At 45.9% G+C, this 14,174-nt stretch carries 22 protein-coding genes and 2 pseudogenes; 9 read left to right on the plus strand and 15 right to left on the minus strand.

Translation table 11 applies throughout. The features are described 5' to 3' along the window. The 3 genes and pseudogenes from AC0IYG_RS03365 to AC0IYG_RS03375 all read left to right on the plus strand — a co-directional run. Positions 1–263: pseudogene (locus AC0IYG_RS03365) on the plus strand (acetyl-CoA carboxylase biotin carboxylase subunit); the annotation flags it as partial. Between the two features lie 182 nt (positions 264–445). Next, the gene (locus AC0IYG_RS03370; protein WP_471709773.1) at positions 446–580 is read left to right on the plus strand and encodes a hypothetical protein; all 135 of its coding nucleotides are present in this window, start codon (positions 446–448) and stop codon (positions 578–580) included. Then, positions 561–845 carry a Uma2 family endonuclease gene (locus AC0IYG_RS03375; RefSeq protein ID WP_471709616.1) on the plus strand — a complete coding sequence of 95 codons (285 nt, stop codon included), beginning with the start codon at positions 561–563 and terminating at the stop codon, positions 843–845. Before AC0IYG_RS03370 ends, AC0IYG_RS03375 begins: the two co-directional genes overlap by 20 nt. Positions 846–1,064: 219 nt before the next feature. Here the strand turns inward: AC0IYG_RS03375 and AC0IYG_RS03380 are convergent, their stop codons facing one another. The 8 genes and pseudogenes from AC0IYG_RS03380 to AC0IYG_RS03415 all read right to left on the minus strand — a co-directional run bounded on the left by AC0IYG_RS03380 (position 1,065) and on the right by AC0IYG_RS03415 (position 5,375). Beyond that, on the minus strand, positions 1,065–1,193 hold the full coding sequence (locus tag AC0IYG_RS03380) for a hypothetical protein (RefSeq protein WP_471709768.1): 129 nt from the start codon (positions 1,191–1,193) through the stop codon (positions 1,065–1,067). Further along, positions 1,166–1,375 (minus strand): hypothetical protein, encoded by a 210-nt coding sequence (locus tag AC0IYG_RS03385; protein WP_471709617.1) that lies wholly within the window; start codon positions 1,373–1,375, stop codon positions 1,166–1,168. Before AC0IYG_RS03385 ends, AC0IYG_RS03380 begins: the two co-directional genes overlap by 28 nt. 116 nt (positions 1,376–1,491) lie before the next feature. Continuing rightward, a complete protein-coding gene (locus AC0IYG_RS03390) occupies positions 1,492–1,770 on the minus strand; it encodes a hypothetical protein (protein ID WP_471709618.1) in 279 nt (92 codons plus the stop codon). Then, positions 1,685–2,185, minus strand: a complete 501-nt coding sequence (locus tag AC0IYG_RS03395) for a Gfo/Idh/MocA family protein (protein WP_471709619.1) — start codon at positions 2,183–2,185, stop codon at positions 1,685–1,687. Before AC0IYG_RS03395 ends, AC0IYG_RS03390 begins: the two co-directional genes overlap by 86 nt. Then, on the minus strand, positions 2,151–2,372 hold the full coding sequence (locus AC0IYG_RS03400; RefSeq protein ID WP_471709621.1) for a twin-arginine translocation signal domain-containing protein: 222 nt from the start codon (positions 2,370–2,372) through the stop codon (positions 2,151–2,153). The genes AC0IYG_RS03395 and AC0IYG_RS03400 overlap by 35 nt, the downstream gene beginning before the upstream one ends. A 127-nt stretch (positions 2,373–2,499) precedes the next feature. After that, entirely contained in the window at positions 2,500–3,531 is a 1,032-nt protein-coding gene (locus tag AC0IYG_RS03405; RefSeq protein ID WP_471709622.1) for an Nramp family divalent metal transporter, read from the minus strand. Then, the gene (locus AC0IYG_RS03410; RefSeq protein WP_471709623.1) at positions 3,459–3,794 is read right to left on the minus strand and encodes a hypothetical protein; all 336 of its coding nucleotides are present in this window, start codon (positions 3,792–3,794) and stop codon (positions 3,459–3,461) included. Before AC0IYG_RS03410 ends, AC0IYG_RS03405 begins: the two co-directional genes overlap by 73 nt. 109 nt (positions 3,795–3,903) lie before the next feature. Then, a pseudogene (locus AC0IYG_RS03415) lies at positions 3,904–5,375 on the minus strand (TonB-dependent receptor). A gap of 138 nt (positions 5,376–5,513) precedes the next feature. Here AC0IYG_RS03415 and AC0IYG_RS03420 point away from each other — a divergent pair. Both AC0IYG_RS03420 and AC0IYG_RS03425 read left to right on the plus strand, forming a co-directional pair. Further along, entirely contained in the window at positions 5,514–5,762 is a 249-nt protein-coding gene (locus AC0IYG_RS03420; RefSeq protein ID WP_471709624.1) for a gamma-glutamylcyclotransferase family protein, read from the plus strand. Positions 5,763–5,776: 14 nt separating this feature from the next. Next, positions 5,777–5,926 (plus strand): gamma-glutamylcyclotransferase, encoded by a 150-nt coding sequence (locus tag AC0IYG_RS03425; protein ID WP_471709625.1) that lies wholly within the window; start codon positions 5,777–5,779, stop codon positions 5,924–5,926. Between the two features lie 64 nt (positions 5,927–5,990). On the opposite strand, the gene AC0IYG_RS03430 is transcribed toward AC0IYG_RS03425, so the two are convergent. Both AC0IYG_RS03430 and AC0IYG_RS03435 read right to left on the minus strand, forming a co-directional pair. Next, on the minus strand, positions 5,991–6,314 hold the full coding sequence (locus tag AC0IYG_RS03430; RefSeq protein WP_471709626.1) for a type III pantothenate kinase: 324 nt from the start codon (positions 6,312–6,314) through the stop codon (positions 5,991–5,993). 42 nt (positions 6,315–6,356) lie between these two features. Further along, positions 6,357–6,686: a type III pantothenate kinase gene (locus AC0IYG_RS03435; protein ID WP_471709627.1), complete on the minus strand. Its 330-nt coding sequence runs from the start codon at positions 6,684–6,686 to the stop codon at positions 6,357–6,359. Positions 6,687–7,140: 454 nt separating this feature from the next. Here AC0IYG_RS03435 and AC0IYG_RS03440 point away from each other — a divergent pair, with 454 nt between their 5' ends. The 4 genes from AC0IYG_RS03440 to AC0IYG_RS03455 all read left to right on the plus strand — a co-directional run bounded on the left by AC0IYG_RS03440 (position 7,141) and on the right by AC0IYG_RS03455 (position 10,015). Further along, on the plus strand, positions 7,141–7,836 hold the full coding sequence (locus tag AC0IYG_RS03440) for a sugar-binding domain-containing protein (RefSeq protein ID WP_471709628.1): 696 nt from the start codon (positions 7,141–7,143) through the stop codon (positions 7,834–7,836). 46 nt (positions 7,837–7,882) lie between these two features. Next, positions 7,883–8,320, plus strand: coding sequence for a glycoside hydrolase family 2 TIM barrel-domain containing protein (locus AC0IYG_RS03445; protein ID WP_471709629.1), 438 nt, complete (start codon positions 7,883–7,885; stop codon positions 8,318–8,320). Then, positions 8,310–9,143 (plus strand): beta-galactosidase domain 4-containing protein, encoded by an 834-nt coding sequence (locus AC0IYG_RS03450; protein ID WP_471709630.1) that lies wholly within the window; start codon positions 8,310–8,312, stop codon positions 9,141–9,143. Before AC0IYG_RS03445 ends, AC0IYG_RS03450 begins: the two co-directional genes overlap by 11 nt. A 131-nt stretch (positions 9,144–9,274) precedes the next feature. Then, positions 9,275–10,015, plus strand: coding sequence for a beta-galactosidase small subunit (locus AC0IYG_RS03455; protein WP_471709631.1), 741 nt, complete (start codon positions 9,275–9,277; stop codon positions 10,013–10,015). Between the two features lie 13 nt (positions 10,016–10,028). Here AC0IYG_RS03455 and AC0IYG_RS03460 read toward each other — a convergent pair whose 3' ends face one another. From AC0IYG_RS03460 to AC0IYG_RS03480, 5 genes are read right to left on the minus strand one after another with little or no spacing between them, the layout of a single operon-like run. Next, positions 10,029–10,589, minus strand: a complete 561-nt coding sequence (locus AC0IYG_RS03460; protein WP_471709632.1) for a YceI family protein — start codon at positions 10,587–10,589, stop codon at positions 10,029–10,031. A gap of 10 nt (positions 10,590–10,599) precedes the next feature. After that, the gene (locus AC0IYG_RS03465) at positions 10,600–11,487 is read right to left on the minus strand and encodes a DUF5777 family beta-barrel protein (RefSeq protein WP_471709633.1); all 888 of its coding nucleotides are present in this window, start codon (positions 11,485–11,487) and stop codon (positions 10,600–10,602) included. A gap of 16 nt (positions 11,488–11,503) precedes the next feature. Next, positions 11,504–12,016 carry a QcrA and Rieske domain-containing protein gene (locus AC0IYG_RS03470; protein WP_471709634.1) on the minus strand — a complete coding sequence of 171 codons (513 nt, stop codon included), beginning with the start codon at positions 12,014–12,016 and terminating at the stop codon, positions 11,504–11,506. A gap of 43 nt (positions 12,017–12,059) precedes the next feature. Then, complete coding sequence (locus AC0IYG_RS03475) at positions 12,060–13,505, minus strand: porin family protein (RefSeq protein WP_471709635.1); 1,446 nt, start codon at positions 13,503–13,505, stop codon at positions 12,060–12,062. Further along, complete coding sequence (locus AC0IYG_RS03480) at positions 13,486–14,055, minus strand: RNA polymerase sigma factor (RefSeq protein WP_471709636.1); 570 nt, start codon at positions 14,053–14,055, stop codon at positions 13,486–13,488. The genes AC0IYG_RS03475 and AC0IYG_RS03480 overlap by 20 nt, the downstream gene beginning before the upstream one ends. Positions 14,056–14,174 lie beyond the last annotated feature (119 nt).

The raw sequence follows: 14,174 nt of genomic DNA on the forward strand, positions 1-14,174 counted from the left end.
CTACACGGTGTTCGGATCGATAGCCACGTTTACAGCGGCTACACAATCCCGCCAAATTACGATTCGATGATTGCCAAGCTGATCGTTAGCGGCCAGTCACGCGAAGAGTAATCACCCGTATGAAGCGTGCATTGCAGGAATTTGTCATCGAAGGAATGAAGATAACGATTCCATTCCATATCAAGTTGATGGATGACCCCGGCTTCAAATCCGGAAATTTCACAACGAAATATTTGGAGACATTTGACTTTTCTACGTTCTAAGCGGCTTAAATTTTCTTCACGGAACGGCTGGAACTAGTTTGCTGGCCGTTTTTGCTTGTAGGACATTCGCTCATCAGGCTGAGCCTCGTTAGCTAAAAATTTGTAGTTTTACAAAAAACGAGATGTCATGGCAGCAGTGATAACAGATATTAATCAACTAGATCCTAACGGCACGTTCACATATGCAGACTATGTGCTGTGGCGGGGGCGCAGAAGAGCGAATCGAGCTGATCAAAGGCAAGATCTTCAAAACGTCCTCCTGCACCGAATGTTACACATCAGCGGATTTCAACTCAATTGCAGGGCGCTATCTTTAACTTCCTATCTGACCGGGCTTGCGATTTATTTAGTGCTCCGTTTGACGTACGCTTGTTTAGTTCTGAAAAATCAAAACTTGCGAGCAACGACATTTACACAGTGGTTCAGCCTGATCTTTGTGTAGTCTGTGACAAGACTAAACTTGATGAAAGAGGCTGTTTGGGAGCGCCAGACTTGGTAATTGAAATTTTGTCTCCTGGAAATTCGAGAAAGGAGATGGATGATAAATTTGAGTTGTATCAGGAGTCAGGAGTTAGGGAATAGACTGGCTGGTAGAACCCGCAGAGAGTGCTGTATTTGTATATGTGCTCGATGAAAATGGAAGTTTTATTGGTCTGAAACCTGCGATCAAAGTTTTGCAATCCTCAATATTTCCCGACTTTAAAATCAACCTGGAAAAAGTGTTTAAACAAATAGCTGAACAGGTTTTTAAATGAAAAAGCCCGGCTCTCACCAGGCTTTTCAAAAATATAAAATAATCCCCTAAACCGTTGCCGGCAACGAATATGGGGCGCGATATTTCCTTGTCAGATATTTATTAGCATCGTCATCATTTACAAACTTTTCAGTTTTCGGATCGAAGGTTAAGGCTCTGCCGGTGCGGTAGGCGATGTTTCCAGGGTGGCGAGACCGGAGGAAAGGTGGGCGGTTTCTACGGGGCCGTTCAGGAGTTTGGGGTCTTTTGCGATTACAGCGTCGACGACAGTTTTTGTAATGATCTCCGCCGGCTTTACGCGTTGGCCCTGTTTCTTTTCTTTGCCCAAAAATGTTTCGTAAAAATCATAGCCTTTCACGACCATATAACCCTCGGAACCATAGAATATATTCCCATGCCGGTGCCTCCTTCATCATTCGTCATCCACGGACGCACTTCAAATTCAATGATCTTTTTTTCCTTGGGATAAACAAATCAAGACGTCAGGACTTCGGGCGTTTCCTTGGCGTTGTTCCATAAAAACTTGCCGCCGGATGACGTGATTTTTTCTGGAAAACTATCAACGCCCAGTCCCCACATACACATATCCGTTTCGTGAATCCCCTGATTTCCAATGTCTCCGTTTCCATAGTTCCAATGCCAGTGCCAATCATAATGCACATAATTTTTAGAGAAGGGCTTCATTTCCGCCGGACCGGTCCAAAAGGTCGTAATTAAGTCCTTCTGGAATGGGCGAAGCGCCTTTGTCGCCAACGTCCGGCCGCCATTTGTAAACCAGACCTCTTGCCATATAAACATTCCCAATCAACCCATCGCGCAAATGCTTCACTGCTTCTTTCAAAGCCTCTGAACTGCGTAACTGAACGCCATGCTGCACAACACGCCTGTATTTGTGCGCCGCTTCCACAAGTTTTCGCCCTTCCGCAAGATTATGCGATCCCGGCTTTTCGACATACACATCTTTCCCTGCCTGACATGCCCATATCGCCGCTAATGCATGCCAGTGATTGGGCGTTGCAATGCTTACGGCATCAATGGATTTGTCCTCAAACACTTTTCGGAGATCATTTTCCGTCTTCACCTTCTTACCCATTTTCTCCTCGAATTCCTTCGCCCGCTGTTGCAGAATGTTGTTATCCGGGTCGCATAATGTGGCCACCTTCCACATTGCTCAAAGCATTAAAACCGCTGATATGGCTTTGACCACGACCATTAACGCCGAGCACAGCAACACGCACGCGGTCATTGGCACCAAAAGCATTTGCCGGAATAATGTAAGGAATGGACAGCGCAACCGCTGCGCCGGTTGAATTTTTGATAAAGTCCCTGCGCGAAACTTCGTTTGAATTATTCATACTCAGGAGATTTAGGATGGCAATGAAACCAGTTAAGACTATATGAATGAGACGATTATTTATGAATGTTCCCTTAGTAACCTTTATTAAATAATACCATTAATCTTTGATTTAGTACTATTCACCATCAAAGGATTTTAATCACGCCATAAGCGCTAACCGTTAATATGGACAGGACGCTGAGCCAAAAGAAAACGTCATAAGTCAAGGTCGGTTTGAGGGCAGCAGGCAGTTCTTTAAATCGGAAAACAAGTGAGACATAGACGATTAACAGCAGCAATATCGAGGTTGCAATGCCACCCAGCAGAACCATGGCAACAGGTGATTGGAAAAATAAAAATAAAATGCACCAAGCTGCGGGCAAGATCCATGATAAAATTCCAATGCTCCTCCGCTGTGCATCTGGCGAGTCAAATTTCATCCAGCCTAACTGACCAAATGCATCGCCCCAGACCCTCGCCCAGCTTGCTGTTGCAGTAAAAAGTGTTGAATAAAGCACAAAGAATGCCCCGACCAAAAACAGGTTTTTAGCCCACGGACCAAGTGTTTCTGTGAAAATCCGGGACAAAACTTCAATCATTTCATAACCTTCCGGCACACTGCCGCTGCCATGCAAAACCGCTGCGCCGAGCAAGTAAAAAGCCGCGGTCACGACTGTATAAACAACCATCGACAAAACAGCATCGAGATACATCACATCGAACCAGCCTTTTGCGCGTTCCGACCATTCCCGCGTTCCGTCATTTGGGCCTGTGTAGGCTGCATAACCCTTTTCAATGCACCAATAATTGTAATACATGATCTCGTCACCGCCTACACCGGTGATCCCGAATGCACCAAAAGCAATCGCAACCAGGCTCGTAGGTAACGAAAACTGCAAACCTTCTTTAATCTGGTCCAAATGGATGGCATAGGGTGTGCCTTGCAGCAAAATCAACGATACGAGAATAACGCCGGTGAAAAGAATGATCATCACGAGCGAGCCTTTTTCAACAAACCCGTAATGTCCGCGGTAAACGAGAAAAGATGTGATTAACACCGAAATAATCGCCCAAATATTAACCGGAATAACCGGCCACGCCATATTCAGCACAATGGCCACGCCGCCCACAATCCCGCCGACGTGGGCAGCAATTTCAAGCCTTGTAAAGAAAGCCATAACCAAATGCTCCAATGTGCCTTTCCCCACTTGCGGCCCGGCAACTGGTTCAAATTATGCATCATGAACGTGCCTGTGTAAATGGCGTTTTTGCCAAATTCCAGCTGCAAAGCCACTTTGACCAGGCAACTCACAATAATGACCCAGAAAGTAATGAAACCGGCTTTTGCGCCTAATGCAGTGGTGGCGATGAGCTCGCCCGAACCTACGATCGCTGCGGAAAGTATAAAGCCCTGGACCGAGATATTTAAGTCTTCCTGCAAATGTGGAAGGAGGAGAGAGAATCCTGCTCATCTTGAAGCTTTCTTCTGAAAAGCAATGCGACGAGCAGGACTACTTTCATTTTGTTATTTAAACGATTAATAAGATAAATCAAAGATTACCAACGGCCTGATGGATCTGCTTGACCGTGTCCTCATAATTATCTTCATTAGGCAGACCAAACAATGATTTTTCTTTAATTATTTTCGCAACATTCTCTGGCACAAGCTTTTCCCAACCGGGTTCACCGCGTTTGATCTTTTCAAGCACGCTGTCGGTCGTAATGTGCATGTGCTCTTTGTTATAATTCACAATGTCCTCAATCTTATCATTAATGACCAGATATTGGAATAATGGCCTCAAATGATCCAGGAACAACGAAATTGGCGCAGCTGTAAACCGAGCCATCCGGCTGTAATGTTGGATAAATAAAGAGCTTAACTTTCCTGCTGAACAGCGTCGCGAAGGATTCCAAATCCCGCCCTGAAGCGATTGATAATGTTTTTCTTCAAAAATATCCTGCAAACTCGGACTTCCGAGCAAGAGTCCGGCTTTCAACTTTGTAAGCCGCGAAAGATAAGCGACTAAGCGGTAATATTCGTGGTGATTGGAGATCATTACCATGTGACCCAGCGAGCAAAGAATATCCACACGGTCCAAAAAGTCCTTTTCGTCAATGTCCCGGTCGCCGCTTTTGAGGTTATGCAATGTCGACTCGGAGATAGGACCGACTTTAGATTCGTCCACATCTTCTTCATCCAAAAACTGCTTCTGGCCATTGCTGATCAGGTCAATGTGGACATTGGTAATCGGCCTTAACCGGCCACGCATCATGAGAATGTGCTTTTTGTACAATGCTTCGGAAGGCTGCAAAACGCCGCCATCGCTGCCGAACAAAGCTGCATCCGTAAAACCGTTTTTCACAAGCCTTAAACTCATCAAACGGTTATCCACTTTCGAAAAATCCGGTCCGCTGAAACGCACCATATCAATTTCAATGCGGTCCGTCGTGAGGTCGTCCATGAGCGATAAAAGCAGGACTTCCGGCGATTTGTAATAGAAAAAACAGCCGTACATGAGATTAACCCCAATAATTCCCAAAGCCTGCTGCTGCAAAATATTCTCATCGTCGCGCATCCGCACGTGGATCACGACATAATTCGTGGGGCCCATCGGTGTAAGCTGAAACTGCAATCCAATCCAGCCGTGCGACTCATTTGTTTTCTGAAAATTAAGCGCAACAACCGTGTTAGCAAACGCAAAAAACTGGCTTTCTTCACCTCTTTTCTCTAGAAGGCGCTTTTCCACGAGATTATATTCCCGGTTAAGCATTTTTCATCAGCCGGGATTCCACCACGTATCTGCCGCCCTCTTCCGTTCCATATATTGCATCACTGAAAGTCATATCATAGGCAGACATTGTCTTCGCCACTGTTCCCGATGCCCCGCCTGCCTTAAAAAAGTAAGCCGCTGTTTCTCTGACCCGCCCCTATTTCCGCAAAAGACCCGTAAATCTGCGCATCCAGGTTGATCCTTAGCGCTTTTTGTTTTGTACCAAGATTCTTTTCTGTACATAACTGTATATTAGTAAGATGAAAAGCTATATGTGTAAATATAAGAAAAATACAGTTAACAGTCGATTATGGCTGACTGACTTCAAGTAGTAAAAGGGAAAAGTTCTATAATTATTGTACCCGCCTGAAGGCTAATGTTAATTCATTATGATGGATGCAGACGCGACTTATTTGTTCACTTATGGCACATTGATGCAGGGCTTTGACAACTCGTTTGCCGAGCATCTCCATAATCATTCCACCTATGAAGGGCAAGGCCATTTTCCGGGCTTGCTTTATCTCATTTCCTGGTATCCGGGCGCTATTTTTGATGCGAATTCCTTCTCGAAAGCGCATGGAGAAATTTACAAACTTTCAGATTTTGAAGCGCTGATGCAGGAATTGGATGATTACTGAGGACGTTTTTGAAGATGAGAAAGGCAAGCTTATATCGCCGCAAAACCATTTGCGTAACGAATGAAAAAAATGAAACCGTAGAATGCTGGGTTTATCTTTATAATCAGCCCGTTACGGATTTAACATTGATCCCGGACGGTCGTTTCAAATGGTTAAGCGTTTAGTTGCTCGCCAATGATGCGAAGTCCGTCTAATGTGAGTCTCGGATCAATCTCAACGAATTCTTCTTCAAGTGTTTCGATGATTGAAGACAGCCCGCCCGTTGCAACGGGCAACGCATTCGCCTCCCAATTCCTCTTTGATCCTGAGCAAAAGCGATTTGACAAGCCCTTCATAACCAAGCAGAATACCAGCTTGAATCGCCTCCGTCGTATTTTTCCCAATGGCTGTTTTTGGTAAAACAAGAGGCACTTCGGGAAGCTGGGCTGTGTTGGCAAAAAGCGCTTTCACCGCCGTAAGCAGGCCCGGCAAAATGGCAACACCCAGAATTTTCCGGTCTTTTGAAACTGTTGTAAACGTACCAATACGCTGTGCCGAAATCGACGACAACACAATTTTGCTGATAACGCGTTATAACCGCCACCGCATTCGCGATCAGATCTGCGCCGATCTCATGCGGATGGTCAATAGCAATGGAAAGACCGGAAAAACGTCGGGCCCGACAACGATGACGTCGTCGCCAAACATCGACCGGAGCATTTTTTGAATAATGGGTGTGAGCGCAGGCACAACGCTGCTCAGCACAACGGTGTCAACATCACCAAACCAAAGTCCGGCTTCCAAAAAGTGCAGCCTCAGCCGTGACTCATAATGCGACTCATTCTCCTGAACAAGCGATCGCATGCGCCAGATATATTCCCAGTCGCCCGATTGGTAAAGTCCAAAAACGGTGTCCGTATTCCCGACATCAACGGCTAAAAGCATAACAAAAAGTTTACATCTGGCGGCAAATTAAAGGCATTATTCAAATAAAACTTCATTCCAATATTGATTTACGCCCGTTTCTTTTTTGATAATCTATAATTTTAGCAAAAAATCGAAGACACCGGCTCCGGCACAATTCCCTATCTATCGAATACATCGTTACCAAATTTCATATGCACCGCTTCAATCGTTATTGGCTGGACCATTTTTAGCACCCTCTTTCTTTTAAAAGTCTCCGTTTCCAATGCCCAAACCATTCCTGAATGGCAGGACCCGCAGGTTTTCAGCATTAATACAGAAAAACCAAGGGCAGATTTCACTCCCTACCCCGACGAAAAGAGCGCTCTAATTTCCGACAAGAAAGCTTCATCCGCACGCTCGCTGAATGGAAGCTGGAAATTCAAATGGGCCGCCAATCCTTCCAAAGCATTGCCCAATTTCTTCGATCCAACACATGCAGGATGCCAATTGGGAGAACATTCCTGTTCCTTCAAACTGGCAAGCAGTCGGAGCGAAAGAAGGCCGCAAGTATGACCATCCCCTTTTCACCAACAATAACAATCCCTTCAAAGCCGCACCGCCGCGCATTACTGCTGACACGAATGCAGTCGGCATGTATCGCACCACTTTCACCGTGTCAGAAGATGTGAACAGCAAGGAAGTGTTTCTGCAATTCGCCGGCGTTCAGTCCGCTTGTTATGTTTGGCTTAATGGCGTTGCGATCGGTTACCATGAAGATGGCATGACGCCTTTTGAATTTCGGTACGTGACGGAAGATGTAAAACAAGGACTTAATCATCTGGCCGTTCAGGTCATCAGCTGGTCGGACGGCAGCTTTTTGGAAAATCATGATTACTGGCGTTTGTCGGGGATTTTCAGAGATGTTAACCTTTTGATCAGGCCAAAGGTTGTGCTAACTGATTATTCCGTACGCACATTGCTTGATGCCAACTATGAGCATGCAACATTGAAGCTCAGCGCTTTTGTAAAAAATTACCTGCCGCAGGCCATTCACGCACATCAGGTGCTGTTCACACTTTATGACGCCAACAAATCCGTTGTAGTAACTCCCGTGAGCCAGATGGTGGAACGCTTGATCCTGCAAAAGAAGGTGCAGTTCGCGTGGACATTCCCATTCCTAATCCTGTAAATGGACGGCTGAAACGCCTTATTCGTACACATTAACCGTTCAGCTGATGAATTCGGACGGGAAAGTGCTTGAAGTGACGAGCCAGCCCGTCGGTTTCCGGGAAGTAAAAATGAAGGGCAACCAATTGCTCGTTAACGGCAAAGCGATCACGATCAGAGGCGTTAACAGGCAGGAATTCGATTCGGAAACGGCACATACGATCAGCCGAGAATCGATGATCCGGGACATTACATGGATGAAGCAGCACAACATTAATGCCGTCCGCACCTCGCATTATCCCAATGCTTCGGAATGGTATGCGCTTTGTGACCAATATGGCATTTATGTGCTCGATGAAGCCAATATCGACAGCCATGAATTGCCGGGCAAGATCATTCTCGCCGATATGCCGCAATGGCGTGCTGCGTTTCTGGCGAGAAGCAATGCAATGGTTGAGCGTGATAAAAACCATCCTTCGGTGATCCTGCTGGTCATTGGGAAATGAGGCCAGAACAGGGAAACATTTTGCTGACATGGCCGACTACATGAACCTCGCGGACCCCACACGCCCGATCGACAAGCATCCGAACATTCAAAATGGTTTTGGGCCAATCTGGACAAAAAGCGCATTAAAGCTCAAAAAATCCGACGGAACGCCATATTGGAAATATGCTGACCAAACTGACGCTGCTAATCCAGGAAATGGCCTCGTTAGCCCCGATGGCGTTCCTCTTCCAGGATTGTCCGAGGCTAAGAAAGTTTATCAAGCTATAAAATTCGAGTCGCCCGACACATTACGCGCTGGCGAAAAGACCATCAGCATTCTGAATCAATATGACTTTTTGCCTTTAAATGTTTTTGATTTGGCTTGGTCTATTCAGGAAAATGGGAAGGTTATTGGCAAACCGGGTGTGATCAACAATCTGAATGCATCTCCAAAACAGCGGCAGCAGATTACAATTCCGTATGAGTTGCCCGCATCGCAGAAACCGAATGCTGAATATTTCCTGAACATTAGCGTGCGCCTGAAAGACGGCACAACCTGGGCGCCCAAAGGCCATGAAGTTGCGTGGCAGCAGATTCCCGTCCTGAAAACTCAGCAAAGCCAGCCGCTTCTCAGCCTTTACAATGAAAAACCACTTCGCGTTGCTCAGATCAGCTCGGGGCGTGTGGCCATTAACGGATCTGATTTTGGTGTGACTATTGATAAAAATGAGGGGATCATTTCTTTCAAAAATAAAAAGGAAGAAATGATTCAAACAGGCCCGTATGCCAATTTCTGGCGCGTTCCAACTGAAAAAGATGAAGTAGACTGGTGCGAAAAGTAACGCATCGCAATGGCGCGAAGCAGGATTGGACACATTAGAAACGACCAACGCTGAAATGAAAACCCAGCGACTCACTTCCGCGGCTTACCGCGTGACCATTTCGAAAAACGCTGAAAAGTAAAACAGGCGAAATGGCCGTAACCACAGAATATGTCGTCTACGCAACGGGCGACATTCACTTAAAAAACACATTCACGCCAAGCGGCTCCTGGCCTGCATTGCCAAAAGTAGGAACACAATTCCGGATGCCTGCTGCCTTTAACAAAACGCAATGGTATGGAAACGGCCCGCATGAAACTTATGCCGACAGAAAAACAAGCGGCAAAGTCGGTATTTACAGCGGCACCGTGGCCGAACAGCATGTGCCGTACATTGCGCCGCAGGAGAACGGAAACAAAACCAATGTGCGCTGGGCGTCGGTTAGCAACCAGGAAGGAGTTGGATTATTGGCCGTGAGCGATTCCAGTTTTTATTTTAACGTGCATGACTATACGGACAAGCAATTGTTGGCCGCCAAAAAACGAGGCGCCACACTTGTCCGCGGCACTGAAACGGTCGTTAACATTGACCTTGCGCAAGTCGGAGTTGGCAAAGACACCACTGCCAAAACTTATTCCTATGCCTTCCGGTTGCGGCCAATCGACAACACGTCCAACATTGAACAGCTTGCAGCTTATAAGCTTCCTTACACCGGAAATGAATCTGCTTCCAACCTCACGACAAGCATCGCTGATGATGCCTCAGCGGTTGCAGAGGAGGATTTGGCAGAGGAAATTGTCCAGCCGGTTAAGAAAGCCGTTGTCAGAAAGGCTCCGGTCCGGAAAAAGCCAACTTATAAGCGTAAGAAATCGTCCCGTCGCAGAAGAAGATAGCATTTTCCGATGTTCATTTCGGAGCCAAAACATATTGTGCTTTCACGCTGATCACCTGCGCTATTTTTACAAAAACAACCTGCGGCACTTCTATTTTGTGATCGGTTAGCGGCACTTCAAAATCTGAATTAATGGTGATTTTGCCGCCTTCTATCTTCATTTTGCCTTTAATGGTGCGCTCTTTGGTAACGCCATGAATGGTAAACTTTCCAGTGGCAGAAACGTCGTATTGGCCATCTTTTGTGTAATCCGGCGGGTTTGTAACCTTTCCGCTGAATGTCGCCGTCGGATATTTGCTTGACTCAATGTAGTTTTCATTGAAATGCTCCTGCATCAGCTTGTTGGGAAAAACAAAGTCCCGCATGTTCATCCGGATCGCCAGCTCGCTGTTGGCTGTGTTCAGGATCGCCTGGCACTTCTTGTTTTCAGCATTGATATTTTCCAAAGGCGTTTCGGATGAAAACTTTGTGTTACCAGCCGAAGTCGAATACATCCCCTGCGCCATAATGTTGCGGGAAGGCAATGCGGCACTCAGCATGGTTACGAGAACCATGCATAATAGTTGCAGTTTCATAGTTTTTGGATCAGTTTGCTACTTTCTTATTCTTCTTATCGAAGCTGAATGTGCGGGAAAGGTTGAACCCGTAATGAATGTCGCCCTTGCCCCAGGTGCCGGTTGTCTCACCAATAAATTGCTTCTCGATCATCCCCAGCGAATTGGTAAAATGCAGCTGAAAAACGTGGCCACCCGTTTCAATGTCCACACCAAACGACATGGAGTCATAATATGGCGCATTGACTGTGTTTTTCTCGCGGGCTGTATAAAAATACTCTCCGTTAAGCGAAACGCGTTTTGAAAGCTTAAACCTTCCGCCAATCCCGAGTGCAAGCAGCACTTTTTCGTCTCCTAGTATTTCCGGTTTGTTACGGTGGAGAAATGTGGGTGAAAGCTGCAAGGAAAGCCTTTCGCCAAACTTGCGCGCAACCAGGATCTGAGCTGTATAATAAAGCTTATCCTGGAATTCCAGCTCCCGATTGACCGTTGTAATGCCGGTTCCGCCAAAAAGCGTTACAGAAACGGGAATGTTCTTCGCTCCATCACTTTGTTTGAGCACTTTTAGCTTTCCAAAAAAATCATACACCTTCTGCGAAGTGCTTCTGCCCACACCGATCATAAAATCGTCGGTCAGGCCATATTCGAAGCCCATGCGCATCGTTGCCTGATCCAGTCCGAAAAACTGATAAGCACCGGAGTTAAGCCGGCCAAAGCGGTGGGATATCCGGAAATCCATGTGCTTCTTTTTCATGGTTTCAACAGAATGTCCATTCACCACGCGGGTCGATTTAAATGTTGCAGAAACAGGCACGGTAACCATGCTATCCTGCTTGGAAAGTTCGCTAAGCAGGTCGTCCTGGGCATAGAGAACCGTTGTTGAACAAGTCAACATGAGCATTAGGCGGAGTAATTTCATTGTATTTTTTGGCAGGTTAAGCCGTAACTGTTAATGTATTTCCGTCGGTGGAAAGCGTGGTTTTGAAAACTTTCAGCGCGGAAGTTGCCGGGCCTTCTTCTACGGATCCTGTTAGTGAAAATTGCGAACCGTGTGTTGGACAAAGGAAGTCGTTTTGTGAAGCACGGAAACCGATTGTAGTTCCTTCGTGGGTGCATTGTTTGGACAATGCTACAAAGGCACTGCTGTTGGTCTGAGCCACAATCACATCACCATAAGTCTTGAAGCCCCCTGTTTTTTTCAAATCCGAATTTCCGGCATTGGTAAGGTCAATCGTGAAGTTAACTGCATTTCCGGTCGTGGTTCCGGTAACACCTGTTGCAGATCCGCCGCCTGGATTTGGCTCTGGCTCGGGTTCTTTGTTATCACTCGAACCGCAGGCCGTCATGGTTGTTCCCAGGCAGTAAAACGCCATTAGTGTGGAAGTGCTCAACCCGAGGCTTCTCAGGAATTCACCCCTTTTCATTTTGTCTTGTTTAACGATCTCCATAGTGAATTAAATTAAATTAGTAGATACAATTCGGGCTCGGGCACTATTTGAAGGTGGGTGTATAGCGCAATGATATCCACATTCCAACTGTCGTAAGATTCACTTTCCCGTAACCGACTCCCTTCACCGGAATCCGGATATAAGGCTCAGCGACAAGCGATAATTTTTGAGTAATGCTGCGTTCGTAACCGACGGATGCATTGATATGACTTAGCAGGAACCAGCCAGTTTTGCCCTGCCAGTATTCCTTCTGATACTTAACATATTTGGCATAACGATACTCGTATTTCTCTTTTTGTGCATAGTAAGATGAAACGCCAGACCCCAAAAACAACTTAGAATGAGCGTTATTGATCACATTGTAGCGAAAGCCTAACGGAATCTCGATCATCGTGCATTCTCCATCCACCCCGTATGGCGTGTTTAATTTTGTCACGTATTCCGGCACTTTGTATTCCTTGGCATGTGCGTAATAATCCTTTACGCTCCGCACAACACCCGTTTGCAAATAAAGCCTGGACGATAAGCCATATTCTATCAAAAGTGAGAAAGCTGCTCCCGGTTTGCTGTAATTCTTAAATCCAACTGTTGACAAATCCGGCGAATATCCAAGCCTGACGGCCCATTTGGCATAATCCTCCACCACTTTTTCTGGCTTCGCAGGTTCCTCCTCATCAACTTCTGGCGCTGCGAATGTTACCGAAGGGATTTCTGGCTGGTTATTCCAATTCGACATTCTGCTCGAAAGCATGGCTGCGAAAATGAGCAGACGGGTTTGCTCCTCACTCACTTTTGGATCGTTAACCTGCTCATTAACAGCAATATTTCCCTGCACTTGCTCTTTTACATTGTTTGCTGCAATGTTGTTAATGGAAAATGCCCCGTCGCCTCCCTCCTGCTTTGAGCGGTTAGGCTCTAAGTACACTCCGCCTGTCTTAGACTGGCTCCGGGGCAATATTTTCCTGCTTTGGTAATCGGTAATGTTTGATTTGGCCAAAGGTTTCTCTCCATTCCCGAAAACAGGAGGAACCGCTGGCTCCTGCTTTTGTTCCGGTTTGTATTCGTCCCTAGAAACAGGAGGAGCCGCTGGCTCCGGCTTTTCTTCTGGTTTGTCTTCTTCCCTAGAAACAGGAAGAGCCGCTGGCTCAGGCTTTTGTTCTGATTTTTTTGTATCGTTTTCCTTGTCAGAGTAGGTTAATGTCGCTGACTCTTGCGTTTTTGCTTTGTTTGTTAATGCTATGTTTTGCTTTGATTTATTTTCAGAAACAGTGCTTTGGTTCATAAAATAAACTGCAAAGCCGATCGGGATCAGCAACGCGAGTGCGCCCAAAGGCCACCATTTTTTCAGCCAGCCGCCTAATGTTCTTCCGTCGTGCTGGTCTAACCGCTTTTTTAAACTACTCCAATCTTCCGGATCAAATTGTGGATCAAGCTCTTCTGATGACTTTCTGAAGAGCTTATCCAGTTCGTCATCTGGTAACTCTGTCATAATCGCCAATATTTATTTTGGATAACATGTCTCTCAATTTTTCTCTTGCACGCGACAAATTAGACTTTGACGCTCCCACCGAAATATTCAGCTGGTCTGCAATCTCCTCGTGTGTATAGCCGTCAATAACATATAAACTAAAAACAAGCCGGTAAGACGGCGTTAGTTTCTGGATCAGCTCCATCAGTTCTTCATGAGCGAGTTTGCTGATCACCGTCTCGTCCACGGTCACGTTGTCCGCAACCTCCACATCGTCAAAAACATCCCTCCGAATCTCCTGTCTGTAATGATCCAGTGCCGTGTTAATCATAACTCTGCTCAACCATGTTTTAAATGAACGGTTTGAATCAAAACTTTCCAGCTTTGTAAAAACCTTATAAAATCCATCGTTGAGTATTTCTTTTGCCTCTTCCCTGCTGCGCGTATAGCGTAAACATATACTCATAGCATAGCCGTAAAACTGTTTATACAACAGCTCCTGACTGCGGCGGTTTTTCTTTAAACAGCCGTCGAGTAGTTCAAGAAGAACTGCGGAGGTATACTCGGGCATGCTATTTGCTCTTTTTTATAACCAGTACGCTGAAAGCAAATTCACGGTTGCTTACAAGTTTGCAAGTTTTTAATTATTTTTTCTAACTATTTGATAATGTTTCGATAACGCCAGATCAG

The organism is Dyadobacter sp. AC419, from assembly GCF_979253085.1.